We start from the raw sequence: 22,080 nt of genomic DNA, 5'->3' as shown, positions 1-22,080 counted from the left end.
CGGCCATCACATCACAGCCGGGCGAACGCGACCTTCCTGCGCCCGGGGTCGGCCTCCACCAACCTCACCCGGACGCGCTCGCCCTCGGGCAGGCCCCCGCCCGCGCAGCGGCCCATCACCGGCGGTCGGGCGACGAACACGTCCGCGCCGTTGTCGTCCGCCCGCAGCACGACCGCCTCGAACTCCTGGCCGACCCGGTCGGCGAGCACCCACGCCTCCACCTGGTCCAGGCACGCCCGGTCCACCTTGGACGCCAGCGCGTCCGACCCGCCCATCAGGCCGGGCAGCCGCGGCAGCGCCTCCTTCAGCCAGGCCGGCACCTCCTCGCCCGCGGTGACCGCCAGGCACACCTCGGTGGCGAAGCGGTCCACCAGCCGCCGCAGCGGGGCGGTGACGTGCGCGTACGGCGCGGCCAGGCCCGCGTGCGTGGTGACCGGCGGGACCTCCCCGTCGAACGCGGTGTAGCCCGCGCCGCGCAGCAGCCGGGTGGCGTCGACGAACAGGGCCAGCGCCTCGGGGCGGGCCGGGTCGAGACCCGCGAGCAGCCGCGACGGCGTCGTGCCGGCCGGCCACGGCACGCCCAGGGCGTGCGCGGAGCGCCGCAGCGCGTCGACCGCCCCGTCGTCCGCGTCGGGCAGGGTGCGCAGCACGCCGACCTTCGCGTCCAGCATGATCCCGGCCGCGGCCATGCCGATCAGCAGGGAGATCTCCGCGTTCCACGAGTCCACGTCGGCGCGCGGCCGGACCACGAGCTTCCAGTCGCCGTCCCCGTTGGGGACGATCTCCTGCTCGGGGAGCTGCAGCTCCACGGCACCGCGCTCGACGGCCCGCTCCCGGCGCAGCCGGCCGAAGTCCGGCAGGGCCTCCACCGACGGGTGGGGCGTGCCCGCGTCGAACGACGCCTGCACGCCCTCGTAGTCGAACTGCGCGGTCGACCGGACGACCGCCCGCCGCACCCGCACGCCGGTCGGCTCGCCGTCCGCGCCGCACTCGAACGTCCACAGCACGGCGGGCCTGGTCCGACCGGGCAGCAGGCTCGCCGCGCCCTCGGACAGCACCGGCGGGTGCAGCGGCACGTTGCCGTCGGGCAGGTAGAGCGTCTGCCCGCGCCCGCGCACCTCGGTGTCGAGCGCGCCGCCGGGCACGACGAACGCGCCGAGGTCCGCGATGGCGTAGTGCACGCGGAAGCCCGCGCCGACGCGCTCCACCAGCAGCGCCTGGTCCAGGTCCTTCGAACCGGGCGGGTCGATGGTCACGAGCGGCAGCGCCGTCGCGTCCTCCCGGCCGGCCGGGTCGAGGCCCCGGGCCACCGCCCGCTCGGCCTCGTCCAGCGCCTCGGGCGGGAACGCGTCGGGCAGCCCGAACTCGGTCCGGATGCCGCCGAAGTCCAGTCCCGGGTCGGGGTCGGCCCCCGGGGACCGGGTGCGGTCGGTGCGGATCACCACCATGCCTGCACCCTAGACCGGGTTCAGCGCTTGCCCCACTCCTTGTCGGCCTTGTCCTCGGCCTCGGTCCGCTCGCGGGCCGCCTCCAACGCGCGCCGCGCCGCGGCCTCGTCCGGGTACGGCCCCATCCGGTCGGCGCCGCGGCAGCCCACGCCGTGCTCGACCGTGCGGTGGGTCAGGCAGTAGTACCACGCGTTCGGATCAGCAGCCATGGACCCAGGTTTCCATGCACGGGCACGCATGTCATGTCGGGCGCCGCCACCGTCACCGCCGCCACCGCCGCCGTCAGGGCCGGCGCGGGGGTTGCTGCACCGGCAGCGGACCGGACTGCGGGAACGAGGGCTGCGGCACCACCGGCGGGTGGGCCGCGGGGTGGGCCGCGGGGTGGGGCATCGGGGGCATGGCGGGCTGGGGCATCGCGGGCGGTTGGGGGAACCCGCGCGGCGGCGTGTTCTGGTTGGCGTTGGCGTGGTCGCCCGGGATCGGGTCGAGCACCGACACCAGCACCGACTGGTTCTCCGGGTCGGCGATCAGCCTGCCCGTGCGGTCCCGGTACACCAGCTCGCCGTCCGAGTCGATCTCCACGATCGCCCCGACCTCGGCCAGCTGCTCCTCGTCGAGGTCGACCAGCCGCTCCCGCCGCGACGGCACCACCCGGTACACCGGCCAGTTGAGGTGCGCGTAGGTGCGGTGGAAGTCGGCCAGCAGGTGCGCCATCTGCTGCTGCCAGGGCAGCGGCATGGCCTCCACCAGCGACCGCGGCAGCACCGCGTAAGCCTCGTCCACCCCCGGTGGGCGCGTGCTCAGGTAGTCCCGCGTCGGCGTGCTCGACGCGGGCGGCCCGGCGTGGCGCTGGATGGGGTCGTGGTTGAACACCGTCGTGCCTCCCTACACGCCCGGCCGCACGGCCAGTGGCATCAACTCGTGGTAGTTCCAGTTGATCTTGCTGATCTTGACCACGTCACCGGTCTGCGGCGCGTGGATGTACTCGTCGTTGCCCAGGTACATGCCCACGTGGTGCACGGTGACCGGCTGCGCGGGGTTGGTCGCCCAGAAGATCAGGTCACCGGCCTTGGCCTCGCGCACGGGCAGGTGCGCGCCGCCGGCCACGTACTGGTCGTTCGCGACGCGCGGGATCTTCACGCCCGCCGCGCCGAACGCCTTGACCAGGATGCCCGAGCAGTCCCACGCGTCCGGCCCGTTGCCGCCCCACAGGTACGGCTCCCCGAGCTGCTGCTTGGTGAAGTCGATGGCGGTGGCCGCCGCGTTCGACGCGAGCAGGAAGTCGCCGACGGCCTCGCCGCAGCCGGCCGGGTCGACGACGTCGCCCTCCTTGCCGATCAGGAAGGCCGCCATCGCCTCCCAGTTGTGGTAGCGGTCGGGGAACGCGGAGCGCTCCACGTCCTGCGCCGAGTCGCCGGGGCGCTGCTCCTCCCAGTTCGGCAGGGCCAGCAGCACGTCGTAGAACTTGTTGATCGCGTAGTGCGGGTCCATCACCTCGGCCGGGGTGCCCCAGCCCATCGACGGGCGCATCTGGAAGATGCCCAGCGAGTCGCGGTCGCCGTAGTCGAGGCTGCGCAGCCCCGACTCGGTCATGCCCGCCTGGATGGCGATCTGCCAGGCCAGCGGCGGCAGCTTGCGCTCGCGGCCGATCTTGATGATGTTCGCGACCGTGGTCCGCTGGTCCTCGGAGAGCCGCTCGGCCTCGGCCGCGCCCTTCTCCTGGCTGCCGCCCTCCCAGGGGCCGAGGGAGGCGTTGCAGCTCGCCATGCGGATGTTGCCCGCCTCGTCGGTCGGGGTGTTCTCGTTGATGACGGTGGACACCCCGTTGGTCACCGTCACGGCGACCACGGCGACCACGGCCGCGACGGCCAACGCGATCTTGAGCATGTCACCCCACCTTCGTGTACTTCTGCACGCGCCAACCCTCGGGCAGCCTCGCGACCGTCACGACGAGCTTGCCGCTCTCCAGCTTCGCCTCGAACTCCGCCGAATCGGCGAACGACCGGGCCGGCGTGACGGCCTGGTCGATCACCACCGGCACGTTCGCGGGCTCGACCGACTGCAAGCGGGGGAACAGCTCGTCCGCGGTGACGCCCTTCAGCCCTTCGAGCCACTGCTCCTTGGTGGTCTTGCCGGGCGTGAAGTTCGCGTAGGCGTCGATCCACATGTCCGCGACGAGCCGGGCGTTGGTGTCCACCGGCACCGACGTGCCCGCCGGCGTGGGGCTGGGCGCCTTCGTCGGCAGCGGCGAGGTGGTCACCGTCGGCAGCACGCCGATCTGGTTCCCGCCCGCGCTCGTGGGACCGGTCGTGGACGTCGTCGTGGCCGGCCCGGCGGCGGAGCGGCGCCCGAGCGCCTGGGGGATGACGATGCCGACCACCCCGACCAGCGCGAGGAACAGCACCACCGCCGTGGCGAGGTGGCGGGGCGACCGCAGCGGCCACCCCCACAGGCGTCGGTAGACCGCGGTCCGCCCGCGGTTGGTCCTGATCGGCATCAGCTGTCCCTGACCTCAAGCCCGCGTGAGGGCCGGTAGATCACGTGGACCTGCCGACCCGCCACGACCTCCGTCTCCGCCCGCCGCGGTCCGGGCACCACCGGGCCGTCGACGCGGGCAAACCCGTTCGACACCCGTGACGGCACCAGCACCGCGTCGTCCACCCGGTCCCACCCGCGGTCGGCCACCGGCGGCGCGTCCACGACCCGGGACCGCCCCGACGGCAGCGCCGCGGGCCCCGCGTGACCGCCGACGGGCAACGCCGCCGACCCGCCGCCGACCCCGGACCCCAGCTCGCCGCCGCCGACGCTGTTGCCGGCCCGGTCGAGCCGCTGCGCCGTGGCCACGACGGGACTGGCCGCCTCGGGCCGCACCCGCCGCCGGTCGCGCTGCGGCACCTCGGGACCGTCCGGGTCCGTGTCGCGCACGGTGTCCCAGAACTCGTCCTGCGGCGTCGGCCCCTCCTTCTGCTTGCGCAGCCGGGAGAGGATGCCGCCGCGCATCGGCAGCGCGTTGCCCGCCGTGCCGACGGACATCTCGACCATCTGCCACATGCGGCGCATCGGTTTGCCGACCATGAAGCAGACGAGCGTGAGCATCAGCCCCAGCAGCGTCCTGGTCAGCAGCGTCAGGCCGGTGGCGTTGAAGATCGCCTGGAGCAGCAGCGCGTGCGTGCCCGCCAGCACCGCCAGCACCAGCACGTTGAACACGGTCACGGCGGCGGCACGGGCGACCTTGCGCAGCAGGTCGTGGTGGATCAGGGCGACCAGGCCGATGAGCGGCCCGGCCAGCGTGAGCACCCGCAGCAGGAGCTGCGCGAGCAGCACGGCGGCTTTGGCGAACAGCTGGAACAGCGAGAACGCGACGGCCTGGAGCAGCGAGAGGAACCCGGCGCCGGTGCGACCGCCGTCGTCGCCGGTGAAGTAGCCCTGGGTCGGGCCGAGCTGGGTGTAGATGTTCTTGAACTCGGTCTTCTTGGCGTCCAGGGCGGTCTGGTCGCCGTCCTTGTGCTCGGCCAGCTCCTGCACCGTCCACGCCTGGACGGCCAGCAGCTTCGGCCCGAACTCGGCGGCCTGCGGCGCCTCGGGCGCGCCGAACTCGCCGCGCAGCCACGACTGGTAGACGACCGAGTCGTGCAGGCGCGACGGCAGCACGTCGAGCGTGTCGGTGCCCTCGTCGACGTCGATGAAGCCCGCCTGGATCTCGGACGTCTTGGTGACCAGGGTGCTGTCGAGCAGGTCGTAGAACTGGGGCAGCGCCAGCGTCGAGGTCGCCAGCCACATCGCGGCCAGCGCCCACATGCCGCGTTTCGAGATCGACGCGAGGTCGCCCTGCCAGATCTGCCGGAACATCAGCACCGCGAGGATCAGCGCGACCAGGCCGAACCAGCGCAGGTAGACGTTGTCGTAGACCTTCTGGACGCCGTCGCGCACCGCCTCGTCCAGCGGCTGCAGCAGGCCCTGGCCGACCACCGTGTAGTGCAGGGCGTTCGTCGCGCCGACGATGTTCTTGCCGACGTTGAACAGCTCGTTGCCCATCCACGTGTCGAGCACCGGGGTGGCGTTCGGGATGGAGCACTTCTCCTGGTAGGTGTGCCACACCATGCCCGCGTACCCGTAGGTCAGGTACGGGGTGCCGGGCAGGCCGTTGCCGATGGGCGGGTCGATCGCGCCGACCATGCCCGACCCCGGGCGCTCCGGGTTCGGCGCGTCACCGCAGGGAGCGGCCTGCGCGGGGGTCGCCCCGAGGACGACCTGGAGGGCGACGATGCCCACCACCAGGCCCATCGCGCGCCAACGGCGCGGGCGGGTGTTCGTGGGCGCGCCCTCTTCACGGGCGCGTCTGAAGCGCCGTCGCGCGTGGAGCGCGACGGCGACCAGCGCCACCAGCAGGAGGGTGCTCATGCGGCGCCTTCCCGACCGTTGCGGCGGTTTCCCCCCTCGCCGTGGGCCGACTCGACCAGCTCGTCCGTCAACCCGACCTCCAGGTCGGCGGCCAGCTCGTCGTCGTAGTCGTCCGGGTACTGCTGCTGGTCCTGGTGGTCGAACGGGTCCTGCCGCGGCGACGACACCTCGACCTCCGCACCCTCCGCGCTCTCGCGCAGCGCGTCCGGAGTGGTGTCGAGCGAGTTGCGCAGGTGCTCCAGGTGCGGTCCGGAGAAGTCGACCCGGATGCGCTCCACGCCGCCCGCGCCGTCGCCGAAGATGAACTGGCGGGGCGCGCGGTCGCGTTCGGTGCTGTTGCGGACACCGCCGGGGCGGCGGCCCAGGGACGCCACGACCTGCTCGTAGCCCGCGCCGACCGGGACCTTGAGCAGCCGCAGGGCGTCGGCCTGCGCCTGGTCGTCGTCGAGCCGGCCCACGAACACCGAGTCGAGCAGGGCCACGAAGCCCTGGATGCGCAGGAAGTCGGCCGGGATCTGCGACGACAGCAGCACGCGGACGTTCCACTTCCGCGAGTCGCGGGCGAAGCGGTTCATCAGCACGCGACCCGTGGGCACCTCGGACAGGAAGAACGCCTCGTCGATCCAGACGCCCTTGCGCAGGTCCTTCGGCCGCTCGTAGATCGAGCGCTGGGTGAGCCACGCGGCGAGGTTCAGCATCTCCACGCCGAGGGACTCCGCGTCCGTCCAGTGCTCGCGGCCCGTGCCGTCCTTCGGCAGGTTCAGGCCCGCCATGGTGAGGACGGTGAGCCGGTCGTCGCGCGCCTCGTCGTACGGGTCGAGGTCCTGCTCGGGGATGAGCAGCGACATGCGCTCCCGCATCTCGTCGAGGAAGTCGGCGACGACGACGGCGTGCTCGTGGTGCTCGGACGCGTCCCGGCGCAGGGCCTCGAAGACCTGGCCGGGGTGCGCGTCGGGCCGGCCGCCGACGGTGCGGACCGCGCGCAGCAGCACGATCCGGGTCTGCGGCAGCCGGGCCACCTCGTACGGCAGCAGGCCGGTGAGCACGTCGAGCACGAGGCGGCGGCGGGTGGCCGCGGCCAGCGCGCGTTCGCGCCGCCACGTCCGCTCCGGGTCCTCCTCGTCCATGAAGTGCTCGAGCATCGGCTCGGCGACCACGCGGTACGGGTTGAGGATGCCCGCCTGGGCGTTGAGCAGGTTGATGGGCCGGGCGTAGGGCTTCAGCTCGGGCAGCTCGCACAGCGCGGCCAGCGGCCCGGACGGGTCGAGCAGCGTCCAGTGCGCCCCGGCGCGCAGCGTCTTGTAGACGATGCCGCCGCCGAGGAACGACTTGCCGGCGCCGAGGCCCGCGACCATCGCGGTCAGGCCGGACGAGTCGCGCAGCTCCTGCGCCATCCACGGGTCCCACGCCACCGGGCGGCGGGTGGCCGTGACGGTCTCGCCGAGCAGGATGCCGCGCCGGTCGCCCACCTCGGCGGTGGCCGTGGGCACCGAGCTGGCCGCCCACAGCACCGAGCCGCGCCGCAGGTACGCCGAGGACGACAGCGGCTCGCCGGGGATGAACTCGCGGGCGATGGCGTACTGCGCCTCGGGGTGCTCGATGGCGACCTTCGGCTTGTAGAGGTCGAGCAGCGCCTGGGCCAGCCGCAGCGCCTCGCGCTCGGTCGGCCCGGACACCGCGAGCCGCCACCACGACCGCACCCGGGTGCCCAGGGCGGTGAAGCCCGACGTCATCTCGTCGTCGATCTCCAGCACCCGCGACGCCTGCCGGGCCAGCGACTGCGGCGGCTCCAGCTCGTGCTCGTCGGTGTAGTGCCGGACCTGCGAGCGGACCTTCGACATCTGCCGCTGGAGCTCGCCGGAGACCTCCTCGGGCCGCCGCACGTAGATGCGCGCCGACCACTCGACGGCCGCGGGCAGGCGGTCGGACCGCTGCACCCACGGGTCGTCGACCTCGGGGATCTGGAGGCCGTGCATGAGGCCCACGGTGAGCACGGCGACGTGCCGCTTGATGCCCGCGTTGGAGCCGGTGCGCCCGCGGACCGTGACGGTCGGCGCGTACGGCTCCTGGTGGAAGTCGGCGGCGTCGGTGAAGGACGCCAGGTCCTCCGGCTCCCACGGCGCGCCGGGCACGGCGGGCAGGTTGCGCGGCGCGGGCAGGCCCAGCGAGCACGACCGGTGCATCAGCCAGGACATCTCCTCGGCCGTCGCCGGGCGGCCCTCCAGGCCCGCGGAGCCGATCACCTGGTCGAGGTGGTCGATCTCCGACTCGATGGCGACCAGCTCGGCGTCCACCGCGTCCGGGAAGACCTTGCGCAGCACGGGGGCGGCGCGCTCGACCGCGCGGTCCATCATGTTGCGGGTCTGCACCTGGACGCCCAGGTAGACCTCTTTCTCCGCCATCGAACGGCCCATCAGCTGCTGCTGCTCGCCGACCATGTAGTCGTCGAAGCTCAGCGTGCCCGGGGTGTCCGGGAGCCGGCGCACGGCGTTGTGCACGTGGGCCTCGGCCCACATCCGGATCGGGTACGGCCGGGTCGTCACGCGCAGGTGCATCCAGCGGCCCTGGAGCTCGGCGTACTGGCCCGCGATGGCGGCGATCAGGTCCTGGCGCTGCGAGTCCGAGCGGAACGACCACCGCTGCGGCGCGAGCTTGTACCAGGCGTAGACCTCCTGGCCGGTGCGCAGCAGGTGGCCGTCGATGCTGCGCGCGGAGATCGACGGGGTGTAGCTGGGGACGGCCTGCTCGCCGGGCAGGCGGCGGCCGCGCTTGCTGTAGACCTTGCGGTCGTCGCGCGCGGCGGCAGCGTGCTGGGCGACGTGCGCAGCGGAGCGTCGGTCACGGTCACGCCGGCGTCCGAACACCGCGCACCTCCTTCTTACGGCGATCTGGCCTGCGCTGCTGGGACGGGGGCTGCTCTGATCGGGACTGCTGCTGTGATCGGGCGGCGGCGGCGGCGCGTTTCGCCGCCTTCTCCGACTTCCCGGGCCGAACCCTCCTGCGGGGGCGTTCCCGGTTGACCCGGATGCGGGCGGCGCTGGCGGCGCCGCCCTTGCCCGAGGTCGTCTCGCGCGGCGCGGTCAGCTCGCGCACCCACATCGCCATCACCGACGACAGCGGGCGCTCGTGGCTGATCCGCGTGCAGATGAACCTGGTCAGGGCGATCGTGATGACGAAGCCCCACCCGGTGTTGATGAAGTCGAACCCGAAGCCGAGCTGTCGCTGGAGCGCCGTCACCAGCAGGAAGACCACGATCCCGACACCCCACGCGACGTAGCGCGCGCGCCACGGGAAGGTCGCCTTGGGCGGGCCGAGCCAGACGGCGTCGACCCGGTAGACCTCGTCGTCAGTGCGTACCCGCAAGGGTCACCCGCCGGTGAACAGGCCCGCGATCCACGAGCCGATGTTCGCGCCCGCGTTCGTGGTCACGGCCAGTCCGATGATCGCCAGCGCGATGATCACGCCGCCGAGGCGGCGCATGACACCCGCGTTGTCGCCCTTGCCGCCGCCGAGCCACAGCAGCAGCAGCGCCACCGTGAGCAGGAGCAGCGGGACGAGGTTGTCGAGAATCCACTGGCGAACCCCGCCTGTGCCCAGTGCGGGCGGTTGCTGCTGCGCGAGTGTTACCAGGGTCAAGGCGGTCATCTCGTACTCCTGAGTACGCAGGACGGCGCCGGGCGGGCCGAGGGGTGCCCGTCCGGTTCGTGCGTTATCGAGTAGAACACGTCTTCGTCGTCACGAGGTGTGTCGATCGGCTGGCGGTGGGTAGATCAAACCGTTCCCCTGTGCGTCGATTACGTCTAATCTGACCACAGACATGATGGGTCCGGGGAAGCCGGTGGAGAACCTGGGACCTCTGATTCTCCCGATTGCCGAGACAGTTCACCCGACTGCGAACTCCCTGGTCACGCACCGTGTGCACGACCGCAGGCCCCCCGTTCGCCGACCACCACAGTGTGCCCCGTCCGGCCCAACGGCAGGTCCGAACGGTCCGCACCCACCGGAGTGACGACGCCGAGGAGGCTCGCTCATGGCCCAGCCGCCGGAAGCCGCGCCCGACCCAGCCGCCGGAGTGAACGAAATCACCGTCGCGGTGGCGTTCCCCGGCGGTGATCAGGTTACCGGGGAAGGGCGCCGAACCGGGCGGCGGGTGCAGCGGACGGTCAACTTCGACCAGGACGTGCTGGAACGGGCCAGAGCCGCGGCGACCTACCTGGCGGCCTACGAGGCCACGGCAGGCGTGCGGAGCCTGGCCGACATCGTGAACCCGGCCGTCGCGGCCTACGTGGCCGAGCTGGAGCGCCGCTACAACGACGGCGAGGCGTTCCGCCCGGTGATCCGGATGCCACCCGGCCGCCCCGCCCGCCGGGCCCCGGTCGAACACCCCGTGCAGGTCGAGCGCCCGGTGCAGGTCGAGCGCCCGGTGCAGGACCCGGCCCGGACCTCGGCCCCGGCGCCCACCCCGACCCCGGCTTCGGCCGACGGCGTCGACGGGATCGCCCCGGCCTGACCCCCGGCACCGCGAAGGGGCCCCTTCCCGCCCCCAGGCGCGGAAGGGACCCCCTCGTCACCGCGGGTCGGTCACCACTCCCGGTTCCCCTCCGCGGTGGTGGCCGCCACGCGGCGTGACCATCGATCCGCTGCGGGGTGCCGGGCGTGGCGGCGACGCCGCGACAGGTCACCCGAACAGGTCACCCGGACGGGTCAGCTGGGACCGGAGATCCGCCAGTACCCCACGGTCGGCAGGGTGTCCGGCCCGACCGGCCCCCGACCCCAGAAGTAGTCGTCGAAGTTCGCGATCCACGAGCTGCCGATCGGCCCCATGGTCGACCACCGCACCCACGCCGGCTGGGTGTCGATCGACGCCTGCGCCCACGCCACGCGCACCTTCATCGGCCGCAGGAAGTTCAGGAACGGCCTGCGCAGCAGGTAGTTGCCGTACCGCGAGCCGAACGCGCTGCTCTGCACCACGCCGGTCTCGAAGCTGTTGATCTGGTGCAGCCCGCGGAACGCCGGGCCCCACCGCTGCCACCACGCCTGGCCGCTCGCCGTCGCCTGGAGCAGGCTCGGGGTGTAGAGGCTCATCCACTCGGCGTCCCGGTTGCCCCAGCGGGCCTCGGTGTTGCGCAGCGTGGTGTCGGTGACGGCGCTGCACCCGGCGAACGACAGGCCGAACGCGCCGCCCCGCCCGTGGTAGTAGGTCAGGTCGACGTCGTCGGCGTACAGGTGGTCCTGGCCGCCGGCGAACGCCGGGTCCTTGAAGTCCTGCTCCCACGCGTTGGCGCCGGTCCAGCTGAACTGCACGGGGACGCCCGCGGACGTGAACCGGTTGTTGAAGCCGGTGATGTCGGCGGGGACGCCGGGCAGGAACTGGCAGGTGCCGGTGCCGGAGCTGCCGACGTCGGTCCGGGTGGTCCACTGCGCGCCCACGTCACCGGCCGAGGCGGCGCGCGACCGCGGCGGCACGGCCGGGTCCTGCGGCGGGGCGGGGCTGCCCACGACGGCGGGCACGTAGAGCACCGGCGCGGACTCGCCGGTCTCGGCGCCCTGGCAGCGGAAGAACGGCTCCAGCTGCGTGGCGCCCGCGCCGAGCGGGCCGGACGGGTAGGCGTAGTCGACCGGGCCGAGGGCGGTGTCGCCGAGGGCCTTCGCGCACTCCTGCCGCCCCTGGTCGAGGGTCAGCACCGGCTTGAGCCCGGCGCTCGCGACGGCGCGGGTGGCGTAGGTGAGCTGCGTGACCGCGCCCGTGCCGTCGAGGGAGACGCGGACCTTCGAGCCGGGTCCCTCCAGCGGCACGCCGCCGAGCGAGAAGGCGAACGCCACGGTGGTGTCGAGCGGGGCGCTCACCACCGGGTTGCCGCCGGTGTCGGTGATGTCGAGGGTCGTGTGCGAGGCGCTCGCCACGGCGCCGGCGGGCAGCAGGCCGATCCCGCGCAGGGTCTCGTCGACGCGCTTGACCGCGTCGGCGGTGGGAACGGCCCTGAGCCCGCGGATGGCGGTGAGGTCGAGCTGGGTCTGGTTCGTCGCCTGACCGCTCTCGTCGGGCTGGCCCGCGCCGCGGTCGATGCCGGGCACGCGCAGGTGGCGGTCCTCGTCGGTGAAGGTGACGACGCCCTCGGGCGTGCGCTCGACGGACTTGAGGCCGAACGCCCGTTGCAGGGCCGCCGCCTGCTCCTGGGTCAGCCCCTCGGAGCGGACGGCGTAGACGGGCAGTTCGTCGGCGGCGGACGCGGTGCCGGCGGCGGCACCGGTGAGCGCCGCCGCGCCCAGCAAACCGGACAGGGTGAGCAGCGTCGCTCCCCGTCGTCTGGTGGTGGACATGCGTTTCCTCCTTCTGCGCCGCCGGGGCAGGGCCCGTGGCGCGTTCGGAGGACTCGGGGAGCGGGGCGTTGATACCGGACGAGTCGGACATCCACTCGATCGGAGTCACTCTTGTAACGTCGTTGGCGCGCAAAGGATGGCTAGGCGGACGGGTCTGCCCGCGCACCGCCCCGACCTGCGTCGCTCCACAGTGGACGGAGAGGTGCCGAGCCGGGGTGACCGCACATCGGCGGTCGGGGTGGTTCGGTGGTCCGCAGGGAGCGGGCCGGACCCGAGCGGCCGGACGGGGCCGGGTCCGACCTGGGCGGCCGGACCGGGGCCGGGTCGGACCGGGGAATGGGGGCGGATGAGCCGGCTCGTAAGCCGGATTCTGTTCCCGGGCGCCTCGCGGCGGTCCCGTTCGGCGGCCATCCATCTCGGCCTGCCGTCGCCGACAGGCTCGTGCGGCCTACCCGCAGGCATCGGGCGGGCAGCCCTCGATCGCCTGCGCAGGTGCCCTGGGGCACCCTCTTGGCCTTGCTCCGGGTGGGGTTTACCTAGCCGCCCCCGTCACCGGGGGCGCTGGTGGTCTCTTACACCACCGTTTCACCCTTACCCCGGCTCGCGCCGGGGCGGTCTGTTCTCTGTGGCACTGTCCCGAGGGTCGCCCCTGGTTGCCGTTGACAACCACCCTGCCCTGTGGAGTCCGGACTTTCCTCGGCGACAGACGTTAATCCTGTCGACGCGGCCGCCCTGCCGACTCATCCGCGCGCCCAGGATAGCCGACCGGTTCCCAGGCAGTGGAACCAGCCGGGCCGAACCTTGTCGCGGTGTGGACCCGACTGCTCTACTCGCAACCATGCCAGGAATCGGGGGACTGACCCGCCGCCGGCACGTGGACTTCGGCCGCACCGCCGCCGCGATCTGTTGTCGCTGACACCTTTTATCTCGTACTCCGAGCCTTTTCCCGAAAGGTGCCAGCACCCATGTCCTCCATTCTGATGATTTCCGGCAGCCCGTCACCGGTGTCGCGGACCGGCATCGTCGTGCAGCACGTCGACGGCCTGCTGCGCGAGGCCGGTTACGACGTGCGCACCCTGCACGTGCGCCGGCTGCCGACGTTGTCGCTGCTCACCGAGGACCTGCGGGACCCGGAGATCGGTGACGCGGTCGCCGCGGTGCTGCGCGCCGACGGGATCGTGGTCGCCAGCCCGGTGTACCGGGCGGCCTACAGCGGACTGGTGAAAGCGCTGCTGGACCTGTTGCCGAAGAAGGCCCTGCGCGGTCGCGTGGTCCTCCCGCTGGCGACCGGCGGGAGCCAGGGTTTCCTCGTCGCGATGGACTACGCGCTCAACCCGTTGCTCGCCGGGAAAGGCGCGGACAGCGTGCTGCGCGGCGAATTCGTGCTCGACGCCGACATCGAGGGCGACGTGATCGCGCCGAACGCGCGGCAGGCCGTCGACGGCGCGGTGGACCGGTTCGCGCACGCCGTCGAGGAGGCCCGGTACCGCCGTGAGCGCCCCCGGCTCCGGCCGGCCGGCTGACCCGGGTGCCCGGCTGACCCGGGTGCCCGGTTAACCCAGGTGCGAGGTGTCGTTGACCAGCCGCACGGACGCGTTGCCGTCGGGGTAGAACTCGACGACCGACAGCGACGCGAGGTCCAGGTGCAGCCGGAACAGCAGTGACGGCCCCGCGTCCAGCCCCATGCGCAGCAGCGACTTGACGGGCGTGACGTGGCTGACCAGCACGACGTTCGCGCCGCCGTGCCGGGAGATCAGGTCGGTCAGCGCGCGCCGCACCCGCCGGTGCACCTGGTCGAAGCTCTCGCCGCCGGGCGCGGGCACGGACGGGTCGGACAGCCACCGCCGGTGCAGCGCGGGGTCGCGCTCGGCGGCCTCGGCGAACGTCAGGCCCTCCCACGCGCCGAAGTCGGTCTCGATCAGGCCGTCGTGGGTGGTGGGTTCGACGCCGACGGCGGACGCGACGGCGCTCGCGGTCTCGACGGCGCGCCCCAGCGGGGAGGAGACGACGACGCCGAGGTCCTCGACCTTGGCCAGCCGCCGGGCCGCCGCCTCGGCCTGCCCCCGGCCGACCTCGGTGAGGGGCGGGTTGCCGCGCCCGGAGTAGCGGCGGGCCACCGACAGCTCCGTCTGCCCGTGCCGCAGCAGGTACAGGCGGGTGGGTTCGCCGACCGCGCCGGTCCACGAGGACGGCGGCGCCTGCTCGGTGACCGGGTCCTCGGCCGCGGGGGCCGCCTCGCGCACGCCGGCCTGCTCGTCCATGGCCTCGTTGGCGAGCCGGTCGGCGTGCTTGTTGCGCTCGCGCGGAATCCACGCGTACGTCACGCGGTCGAACGCGCGCACCAGTTCGCGGCCCTCCGCGACGAGCGGCTGCATGGACGGGTGCTTGACCTTCCAGCGCCCGGACATCTGCTCGACCACGAGCTTGGAGTCCATCCGCACGTCGACCTCGGACGCGCCCACCTCGGCCGCCGCGCGCAGGCCCGCCAGCAGGCCCTGGTACTCGGCGACGTTGTTGGTGGCCACGCCGATCCCGGCGGACCGCTCGGCCAGGACCTCGCCGGACGCGGAGCGCACGACGGCCCCGTACCCGGCGGGCCCGGGGTTGCCGCGCGACCCGCCGTCCGCTTCGACGACGACCTTCACAGGCCGGACTCCCCGGTGCGGACCATGATCGCGTCGCACTCCTCGCACTGCACGACCTCGTCGGCCGCGGCCTCCTTGACGCGGCCCATCGCGCTGCGGTCCAGCTCGATGCGGCACGCGCCGCAGCGGCGGGACTGGAGCAGCGACGCGCCGATGCCCTTGTGGGCGCGCACCCGCTCGTAGAGGGCGAGCACCGGCTCGGGGAAGCCGGCGGTGACCTTCGCGCGCTCGGCGGTGCGCTTGGCCTCGGTGGACTCCAGGTCGGCGAGCGCGGCGTCCCGGCGGCGGGCCGCGTCGGACATCGCCTCCTGCGCCTTGTCCAGCTCGACGCGGGCGTGCTGGGCGTCGGCCTCGACGGCCTCGCGGCGCTCCATCAGCTCCAGCAGGTCGTCCTCCAGCGCGCCGCGCCGGCGGTTGAGGGTGGCCAGCTCGTGCTCCAGGTCGGTGAGCTGCTTGGCGCCCACCGCGCCGCCGGCGAGCAGCGCGCGGTCGCGCTCCTCGCGGGCGCGGACCTGGTCGATCTCGGTCTCCTGGCGCTTGACCTCGCGGGTGAGGTCGCCCAGGTTCGTCTCGACCGTGGTCAGCGCGTCCTGCTTGGCCCGGACCTGCTTCTCGGCCTCGGCGATCTCGGCGATCTCGGGCAGCGTGCGGCGACGGTGGGTCACGCGCGACAGTTCGGCGTCGACCTGTGCCAGGTCGAGCAGCCTGCGCTGCACGGCGGGATCGGCTTTCACTGAGGTCCTCCTGTTCGGCTCGTCGCGCCGACGGTCCACGGGTCGGTCCGGCGGGTGGAGACGAGGACTTCGACCGTACCGCCGAAGGCGGCGCGCACCACGTCCGCCGCCTGCGCGCACCACGGCTGCTCGCTGGCCCAGTGGGACACGTCGACGAGCGCGGGGCCGCCGGCGGCGAGGTGCTCGCCCGCGGGGTGGTGCCGCAGGTCGGCGGTGACGTAGGCGTCGACGCCCGCGCGGACCGCGGCGGACAGGTAGCCGTCGCCCGCTCCCCCGCACACCGCGACGCGCCGGACGGGCCGGTCGGGGTCGCCCGCGGCGCGCACGCCCCACGCGGTGACGGGCAGGGCGTCGGCGACGCGCTGCGCGAACGCGCTCAGCGGTTCGGCGGCGGGCAGCTCGCCGATCCGGCCGATGCCCGCGCGGGACGGCAGCTCGGCCAGCTCGGTGAGCGTGAAGCCGACCTCCTCGTACGGGTGGGCGGCGCGCAGGGCGCGCACGACGTCGGCCCGCCGCCGCCGGTCCAGCACCACGTCCAGGCGGGTCTCGGGCAGCCGTTCGAGCCGGTCGACGGCGCCGACGGCGGGGTCCGCGCCGGGCAGCGGCCGGAACTGGCCGGTGCCCTCGACGGTCCACGCGGCGTCGCGGTAGTCGCCGACCGCGCCCGCGCCGGCGGCGTGCAGGGCGTCGAGCACCCGCTGCGCGCGGTCGACGGGCACGTAGGTGGTGAGCGCGTCGAGCGGCCGGGCGGGCACGGGGGACAGCGGGCCGGTGACGGTGAGGCCCAGGGCGCGGGCGAGCGCGTCGGACACGCCGGGGTCGGCGGCGTCGGCGTTGGTGTGCGCGGTGTAGAGGGCGACGCCGGCCCGGACGAGCCGGTGCACCAGGGCGCCCTTGGGGTCGTCGGCGGGGACGCCGGTCACGCCGCGCAGCATCAGCGGGTGGTGCGCGACGAGCAGCTGCGCGCCCACCTCCAGCGCCTCGTCCACCGTGGACCGGACGGGGTCGACGCAGAACAGCACCCGGGTCACCGGCTCGGCGCGGTCGCCGCACACCAGGCCGACCGCGTCCCACGACTCGGCGGTCGCGGGCGGGTAGGCCGCCTCCAGCGCCCCGAGCACGTCGTCCAGCGTGGTCGTCACACGTCCTCCAGCACGACTCGCAGCGCGTCCACCAGCAGCGCGAACTCCTCGGGCGCGCGCACCGCGACCCGCAGGTGGTCGGGGGTCAGGCCGGGGAACGTGTCGCCGCGCCGCACCGCGATCCCCTTGTCCCGCAACGCCAACCGCACCCGTTCCCCGTCCGGCACGCGCAGCAGCGCGAACGGCGCGGCCGGCGGCACGACCACCAGGTCGCCCAGCCGCGCCACGGCCAGCGACGTGTGCTCGCGCGCCTCCCACGCCAGCGCCTCGGCCTCGGCCACCGCCGCGGGCGAGCAGCACGCCGCGACGGCCTCCAGCACCAGGCTGCCCACCGGCCACGGCGGGCGCGTCGCCGCGAGCCACCCCAGCAGCTCCGGCGCGCCCAGGAAGTAGCCCGCGCGCAGCCCCGCGAGGCCCCACGTCTTGGTCAGGCTGCGCAGCACCAGCAGCCCGCCGAGGTCGGCGCGGGCGGCCAGCGACTCCGGTTCGCCGGGGATCGCGTCGGCGAACGCCTCGTCCACCACCAGCACCCGGCCCGGTCGGGCCAGCGCCGCGACCACCTCGGCGGGGTGCAGCACGGACGTCGGGTTCGTCGGGTTGCCCAGCACCACCAGGTCCGCCTCGTCCGGCACCAGCTCGGGCCGCAGCCGGTAGCCGTCCTCCGGGCGCAGCGGCACCCGGCGCAGCGGCACGCCCGCGTCCCGCAGCGCCACCTCGGGCTCGGTGAACGACGGGTGCAGCACGGCGGCCAGCGCCGGGCGCAGGTTCGGCAGCAGCGCGAAGCCCTCGGCGGCGCCGTTGAGCACCAGCACCTCGTCCGGCGAGCGGCCGTGCCGGGCGGCGACGGCCTCGCGGGCCCGCAGGTCGGCGGCGGCGGCCGGGTAGGCGCCCAGGTCGTCGAGCGCGGCGACCAGCCGGTCGCGCAGCCAGGCCGGGGGGCGGGGCACCCGCACGTTGACCGCGAAGTCCGCGAGCCCGGGCGCGGCGTCGACGTCCCCGTGGTGGCGCAGCAGCGCCCGGCCGGAATCCTGGCTGGTCATCGCCGCGAGTCTAGGCGATCTGCGCCGCCGGCCGGTCGAGGAGGACCCCCGGCGGCGGCGGGGTCGGAGCACCGGGACCGGGGCACCGGGGTCAGAGCACGGAGGCGGCCACGGCGAGGAACACGACGGCGATGCTCAGCAGCAGGTGCGCGAGCGAGGGGGCCTCTCGGGAGGCGAGGCGGCACAGCGACGGTTCGTTCACCTGTCCCCGACCTTCCGCGGTCCCCCGGACGTCCCGGCGCGGCCCGGCGCCGACCGCTCCGAATAGGTCTGCCGGACCCGGCGCACCACACATGTGCGAGTCATTCGCGTTCCTTCCCCCGAGATTCCCTACGGGATTGGCGTCGGAATTCCCCGCTCGTTCGTTACCCGTTGTCGCGCTTTCGCAGGCTCTCCTCCGCGGCGGACAGCAACCGCGCCCGCTCCTGCCTGGCCCGTTGCCGTCGTTCCCGCTCACGAACCCACGCGAGCACGTCGTCCGCGCCCAGGCCGGCCGCCTCGCGGTAGAACTCGCCCTCGAACCACCACCACACGCGAATGCCCTGCCGGGCAATGCGCACGGGCTGTTCCCGCTGCGACACGTCGAGTGACGGAAAATCGGTCACCAGCACCGGCGGGCATCCCGTGCCGACGAAGAAATGCCTTTTCCGGAAGAGGAAACCCCGGTCGGTGAAGAATCCGGCGTTGGGGTCGGCGGTCGGGCCGCCGGGCGAGTGCACCGGCCGGGGGCGGGCGAACGCGGGCGTCGCGGGCCACGAGCGCCGCCGCAGCACGACGGTTACCGCCACCACCACCGCGACGGCGAGCAGCACGACGACACCGACCACGACCCCTGACATCGGACCCCCAACGAGAGCCGGTCACGTTCGATGGTCGTGCGCGCCGGGCACCGCGTCCAGCGCCCTCACCCGGAGCGCCCAACCCCTGGCAGACTGACCTGCCGTGCCCTTGACGATCGCCTTCATCTGCACCGGCAACATCTGCCGTTCCCCCGTGGCCGCGATCATATTCCGCGAGCACCTGAGCCGGGCCGGCCTGGGTGACCTCGTGGAGGTGACCAGCGCGGGCACCGGCGGCTGGCACGCGGGCGACCCGGCCGACCCGCGCGCGGCCAGGTCGCTGGCCGACCGCGGCTACCCCACCGGGCACAGCGCCGCGCAGGTCGACGAGGACCACCTGGGCGCGGACCTGCTGGTCGCCCTGGACTCCGGGCACGCCCGCGCGCTGCGCCGGCTGGTCGACGACCCGGACCGGGTGCGGCTGCTGCGCTCGTTCGACCCGGACGCGGACGGCGTGGACGTGCCCGACCCGTACTACGGCGACGAGGAGGGCTTCGGCCGGGTGATCGACATGGTGGAGGCCGCCGTGCCCGGCCTGCTGGCCTGGACCCGCGAGAACCTGTGACGCCCGCCGGCGCCGCGGCCCGGCTCACCGGCGTGCCCGCCGCCGGGGCGCGGCGGATCGCGGGCGCGGTGTGGGAGGTGGGCCTCGCCGACGGCGGCCGGGTGGTCGTCAAGCGCCACGACGTCCCGGGCGCCGCGCTCGCCGAGGCCGCCTCCCTGGCGTGGCTCGCCGAACCCGACGGGCCGCCGGTCCCGGGCGTGCGCGGCCACGACCGCCGGCTGTGCGTGGACCGGGTCGAACCGGGCCGCCCCTCGCCGGGCGCGGCCGAGGACTTCGGGCGGGCGCCGGCCCGGCTGCACGGCGACCTGTGGGGCGGCAACGCGCACTGGGCCGCCGACGGCCGGGCGTGGCTGATCGACCCGGCCGCGCACGGCGGCCACCGGGAGACCGACCTCGCGATGCTCGACCTGTTCGGCTGCCCCCACCTCGACCGCGTGCTCGCCGCGTACCACGAGGTCAGCCCGCTGGAACCCGGCCGGCGCGACCGCGTTCCGCTGCACCAGCTGTTCCCGCTGCTCGTGCACGCGGCGCTGTTCGGCCGCGAGTACGCGCGACAGGCCCTCTCGGTGGCCCGCGCGCTGACATGATGGTGCGATGGGGATCACACTCTTCGGCCGTGACGACTGGCGGTGGCTCAACGAGCCCCGCTCCTGGGACCACCGGGACGACGTCCTGACCGTCACCGCCGACCCGGGCACCGACCTGTGGCGCACCACCCACTACGGCTACGACCGCGACTCCGCGCACGTCCTCGGCGTGCCGCTGGCCGGCGACCTCACCGTCACCGCCTCGTTCACCGGCGAGTACGCCGCCCAGTACGACCAGGCGGGCATCGCGCTGCACCTCGACGACCGGAACTGGATCAAGGCGGGCGTCGAGCTGGTCGACGGCGAGTTCCAGATCAGCACCGTCGTGACCAGGGACTTCTCCGACTGGTCGGTGGTGGGCGTCGGCCGGGTCGACCGGGTCGTCATCACCGCGACCCGCGAGGGCGACGCGGTCACGCTGCGCTACGGGACCGGCGACGCCGAACCGACCGCGCTGCTGCGCCTGGCGTACTTCCCGCCCGGCGCGGAAGCCCTGGCCGGGGTGATGGCGGCGGCCCCGGACGGGCCAGGGTTCACCGCCCGGTTCGACCGGGTGCAGGTCACACCGGCGTAGGGATTACCGTGGTGACGTGCGGTTGAGCTTCCTGTTGCGGCCCGGCTGGCTCGCGTTGACGCTGGCCGTCTGGGTGTTCGCGGGCGCGTGCTTCGCGCTGCTCGCGCCCTGGCAGTTCAGCCGGGACGACGAGCGGCAGGCGCAGAACGACGCGGTCACCTCGTCCGTGCGCACCGACCCGGTGCCCCTCACCGGCCTGCTCGACCGGTCCAACGCCGACATGGAGTGGCGGCGCGTCACGCTCACCGGCCGCTACCTGCCCGAGGGGCAGGCGGTGGCGCGGCTGCGGACCGTGCAGGGCGAGGCCGCGTTCGAGGTGCTCACCCCGTTCGAGCTGGACAACGGCGTGGTGGTGCTGGTCGACCGCGGGTACGTGCGGCCGGTGAGCGGGGTCAGGGTGCCCGACCTCGACCCCGTGCCCACCGGCGAGGTGACGGTGACCGCGTGGACCCGGGTCGGCGAGAACGACGACCGCGACGCGTTCGAGCAGGACGGCCACCGGCAGGTGTACGCGATCAACCCCGACGTGGTGGGCCGCGCGGCCGGCCTGTCCATCCGGCCCGGCTACTTCCAGCTCACCGAGGGCCAGCCGGGCGTCGAGGAGGCGCTGCCGCTGCCGAAGCTCGACGCCGGCCCGTTCTTCTCCTACGCGCTCCAGTGGATCGCGTTCGGCGCGATGGCGCTGGGCGGCTGGCTGTACTTCACGGTCCGCGAGGTCCGGCCCGGCGGCGCGCTCGCGCGGGGCGGGCACCCCGCCGACGCCGGGACGCGGACGCGGGTCAGGCGGAAGTCCGTCGCCGAGATGCTCGCCGAGGACGAAGACGAGGCCGCGCGAGCGCGATGAGCGCGGTCACGGCCGCCGCCGACGCGCCGACCACCCGCGACAGCTCCACCGCCCGCGTCACGTGCCCCGCGTCCGGGCTGCGGCCGTGCCCCAGCACCGGGCGGTCCTCCGCGCCGTGCGCGTACACCGTGCGACCGCCCAGCCGGATCTCCAGGGCACCCGCGAACGCCGCCTCGACCTGGCCCGCGTTGGGGCTCGGGTGCGCCGAGGCGTCCCGCCGCCACGTCCGCCACGCCTCGCCCGCCGACCCGCCGACGACCGGCGCGCCCGCCGCCGTGAGCAGCGCGGCCAGCCTCGACGGCAGCAGGTTCGCCACGTCGTCCAACCGGGCCGCGGCCCAGCCGAACCGCAGGTAGCGCGGGTTGCGGTGGCCGATCATCGCGTCGAGCGTGTTCACCGCGCGGTAGCCGAGCAGGCCCGGCACGCCCGCGACCGCGCCCCAGAACAGCGGGGCCACGACCGCGTCGGACGTGTTCTCCGCCACGGACTCCACGGTCGCCTTGGCCAGGCCGAACGTGTCGAGCCGGTGCGGTTCGCGCCCGCACAGGTTGGGCAGCCGGCGACGGGCCGCCTCCAGGTCCCCGGCGTCCAGCTCGCGGCCCATCGCGGTGCCCTCGCCGGCCAGCGACGACCCGCCGAGCACCGCCCACGTGGCGACGGCCGTGGTCAGCGCCCGCACGACCTCGCCGCGCCCGGCCAGCCGCTCGACCGCGACCCCGGCCAGGACCGTGCCGCCGACCAGTGCCGCGGTGTGCGCCGCGCCCGCCGCCCGGTGGTCGCGGTACGACGTGCGCTCCAGCGCCGCCGCCGCGCGCCCGAATCCCGCTACCGGGTGATACCCCCTGGGATCGCCGAGGACCGCGTCCGCGGCCACACCCAGCAACAACCCCACCGCACGCCCCAGACTCACAGGGGGCACCGTAACCCGCGCCCACCCGCG

General features: G+C 74.2%; 22 protein-coding genes and 1 other RNA gene. 6 read left to right on the top strand and 17 right to left on the bottom strand.

Features of this window, described 5'->3' with window-relative positions:
- Window positions 1–11 precede the first annotated feature (11 nt).
- The 9 genes from ACRAKJ_RS04590 to ACRAKJ_RS04550 form a co-directional block, all read right to left on the bottom strand.
- Window positions 12–1,448 (bottom strand): RNB domain-containing ribonuclease, encoded by a 1,437-nt coding sequence (locus ACRAKJ_RS04590; RefSeq protein ID WP_438920291.1) that lies wholly within the window; start codon window positions 1,446–1,448, stop codon window positions 12–14.
- A 20-nt stretch (window positions 1,449–1,468) separates the two neighbouring features.
- Window positions 1,469–1,657: a hypothetical protein gene (locus ACRAKJ_RS04585; RefSeq protein WP_438920290.1), complete on the bottom strand. Its 189-nt coding sequence runs from the start codon at window positions 1,655–1,657 to the stop codon at window positions 1,469–1,471.
- Between the two features lie 73 nt (window positions 1,658–1,730).
- Window positions 1,731–2,321 (bottom strand): hypothetical protein, encoded by a 591-nt coding sequence (locus ACRAKJ_RS04580; RefSeq protein WP_438920289.1) that lies wholly within the window; start codon window positions 2,319–2,321, stop codon window positions 1,731–1,733.
- Window positions 2,322–2,333: 12 nt separating this feature from the next.
- Window positions 2,334–3,335: an NlpC/P60 family protein gene (locus ACRAKJ_RS04575; protein ID WP_438920288.1), complete on the bottom strand. Its 1,002-nt coding sequence runs from the start codon at window positions 3,333–3,335 to the stop codon at window positions 2,334–2,336.
- A 1-nt stretch (window position 3,336) separates the two neighbouring features.
- Complete coding sequence (locus ACRAKJ_RS04570; protein WP_438920287.1) at window positions 3,337–3,945, bottom strand: hypothetical protein; 609 nt, start codon at window positions 3,943–3,945, stop codon at window positions 3,337–3,339.
- Window positions 3,945–5,849: a hypothetical protein gene (locus ACRAKJ_RS04565; protein ID WP_438920286.1), complete on the bottom strand. Its 1,905-nt coding sequence runs from the start codon at window positions 5,847–5,849 to the stop codon at window positions 3,945–3,947. The genes ACRAKJ_RS04570 and ACRAKJ_RS04565 overlap by 1 nt, the downstream gene beginning before the upstream one ends.
- Window positions 5,846–8,713 carry an ATP-binding protein gene (locus ACRAKJ_RS04560; RefSeq protein WP_438920285.1) on the bottom strand — a complete coding sequence of 956 codons (2,868 nt, stop codon included), beginning with the start codon at window positions 8,711–8,713 and terminating at the stop codon, window positions 5,846–5,848. Before ACRAKJ_RS04560 ends, ACRAKJ_RS04565 begins: the two co-directional genes overlap by 4 nt.
- Complete coding sequence (locus ACRAKJ_RS04555; protein WP_438920284.1) at window positions 8,694–9,212, bottom strand: hypothetical protein; 519 nt, start codon at window positions 9,210–9,212, stop codon at window positions 8,694–8,696. The genes ACRAKJ_RS04560 and ACRAKJ_RS04555 overlap by 20 nt, the downstream gene beginning before the upstream one ends.
- A gap of 3 nt (window positions 9,213–9,215) precedes the next feature.
- Entirely contained in the window at window positions 9,216–9,494 is a 279-nt protein-coding gene (locus ACRAKJ_RS04550; protein ID WP_438920283.1) for a hypothetical protein, read from the bottom strand.
- A 385-nt stretch (window positions 9,495–9,879) separates the two neighbouring features.
- On the opposite strand from ACRAKJ_RS04550, the gene ACRAKJ_RS04545 reads away from it, so the two are divergent.
- The gene (locus tag ACRAKJ_RS04545) at window positions 9,880–10,359 is read left to right on the top strand and encodes a ParB family protein (protein WP_438920282.1); all 480 of its coding nucleotides are present in this window, start codon (window positions 9,880–9,882) and stop codon (window positions 10,357–10,359) included.
- 194 nt (window positions 10,360–10,553) lie between these two features.
- Here ACRAKJ_RS04545 and ACRAKJ_RS04540 read toward each other — a convergent pair whose 3' ends face one another.
- Complete coding sequence (locus ACRAKJ_RS04540) at window positions 10,554–12,170, bottom strand: DUF6345 domain-containing protein (protein WP_438920281.1); 1,617 nt, start codon at window positions 12,168–12,170, stop codon at window positions 10,554–10,556.
- 343 nt (window positions 12,171–12,513) lie between these two features.
- An RNA gene (gene rnpB / locus ACRAKJ_RS04535) (RNase P RNA component class A) lies at window positions 12,514–12,913 on the bottom strand.
- 222 nt (window positions 12,914–13,135) lie between these two features.
- Here rnpB and ssuE point away from each other — a divergent pair.
- A complete protein-coding gene (gene ssuE, locus ACRAKJ_RS04530) occupies window positions 13,136–13,693 on the top strand; it encodes an NADPH-dependent FMN reductase (protein WP_438920280.1) in 558 nt (185 codons plus the stop codon).
- Between the two features lie 30 nt (window positions 13,694–13,723).
- Here the strand turns inward: ssuE and ACRAKJ_RS04525 are convergent, their stop codons facing one another.
- From ACRAKJ_RS04525 to ACRAKJ_RS04505, 5 genes are all read right to left on the bottom strand, one after another.
- Window positions 13,724–14,815, bottom strand: a complete 1,092-nt coding sequence (locus ACRAKJ_RS04525; protein ID WP_438920279.1) for a bifunctional RNase H/acid phosphatase — start codon at window positions 14,813–14,815, stop codon at window positions 13,724–13,726.
- On the bottom strand, window positions 14,812–15,549 hold the full coding sequence (locus ACRAKJ_RS04520; RefSeq protein WP_438920278.1) for a zinc ribbon domain-containing protein: 738 nt from the start codon (window positions 15,547–15,549) through the stop codon (window positions 14,812–14,814). The genes ACRAKJ_RS04525 and ACRAKJ_RS04520 overlap by 4 nt, the downstream gene beginning before the upstream one ends.
- Window positions 15,546–16,691 (bottom strand): Nif3-like dinuclear metal center hexameric protein, encoded by a 1,146-nt coding sequence (locus tag ACRAKJ_RS04515; RefSeq protein ID WP_438920277.1) that lies wholly within the window; start codon window positions 16,689–16,691, stop codon window positions 15,546–15,548. Before ACRAKJ_RS04515 ends, ACRAKJ_RS04520 begins: the two co-directional genes overlap by 4 nt.
- Window positions 16,688–17,731, bottom strand: a complete 1,044-nt coding sequence (gene cobC, locus ACRAKJ_RS04510) for an Rv2231c family pyridoxal phosphate-dependent protein CobC (RefSeq protein WP_438920276.1) — start codon at window positions 17,729–17,731, stop codon at window positions 16,688–16,690. The genes ACRAKJ_RS04515 and cobC overlap by 4 nt, the downstream gene beginning before the upstream one ends.
- A 365-nt stretch (window positions 17,732–18,096) precedes the next feature.
- On the bottom strand, window positions 18,097–18,543 hold the full coding sequence (locus ACRAKJ_RS04505) for a hypothetical protein (RefSeq protein ID WP_438920275.1): 447 nt from the start codon (window positions 18,541–18,543) through the stop codon (window positions 18,097–18,099).
- Between the two features lie 136 nt (window positions 18,544–18,679).
- Here ACRAKJ_RS04505 and ACRAKJ_RS04500 point away from each other — a divergent pair, with 136 nt between their 5' ends.
- The 4 genes from ACRAKJ_RS04500 to ACRAKJ_RS04485 are packed head-to-tail and all read left to right on the top strand — an operon-like array spanning window position 18,680 to window position 21,140.
- Window positions 18,680–19,135, top strand: a complete 456-nt coding sequence (locus tag ACRAKJ_RS04500; protein WP_438920310.1) for an arsenate reductase/protein-tyrosine-phosphatase family protein — start codon at window positions 18,680–18,682, stop codon at window positions 19,133–19,135.
- Entirely contained in the window at window positions 19,132–19,722 is a 591-nt protein-coding gene (locus tag ACRAKJ_RS04495; protein WP_438920274.1) for a fructosamine kinase family protein, read from the top strand. The genes ACRAKJ_RS04500 and ACRAKJ_RS04495 overlap by 4 nt, the downstream gene beginning before the upstream one ends.
- Before the next feature lie 7 nt (window positions 19,723–19,729).
- Window positions 19,730–20,296 (top strand): DUF1349 domain-containing protein, encoded by a 567-nt coding sequence (locus ACRAKJ_RS04490; protein ID WP_438920273.1) that lies wholly within the window; start codon window positions 19,730–19,732, stop codon window positions 20,294–20,296.
- Window positions 20,297–20,312: 16 nt separating this feature from the next.
- Window positions 20,313–21,140 carry an SURF1 family cytochrome oxidase biogenesis protein gene (locus ACRAKJ_RS04485; protein ID WP_438920272.1) on the top strand — a complete coding sequence of 276 codons (828 nt, stop codon included), beginning with the start codon at window positions 20,313–20,315 and terminating at the stop codon, window positions 21,138–21,140.
- On the opposite strand, the gene ACRAKJ_RS04480 is transcribed toward ACRAKJ_RS04485, so the two are convergent.
- On the bottom strand, window positions 21,076–22,050 hold the full coding sequence (locus ACRAKJ_RS04480; RefSeq protein ID WP_438920271.1) for a cobalamin biosynthesis protein: 975 nt from the start codon (window positions 22,048–22,050) through the stop codon (window positions 21,076–21,078). The genes ACRAKJ_RS04485 and ACRAKJ_RS04480 overlap by 65 nt on opposite strands.
- Window positions 22,051–22,080: the final 30 nt, after the last annotated feature.

The organism is Saccharothrix sp. DSM 118769 (assembly GCF_052936295.1).
The sequence above is the reverse complement of the archived record's forward strand: the minus strand, read 5'-3'. Positions and strand labels throughout refer to the sequence as shown.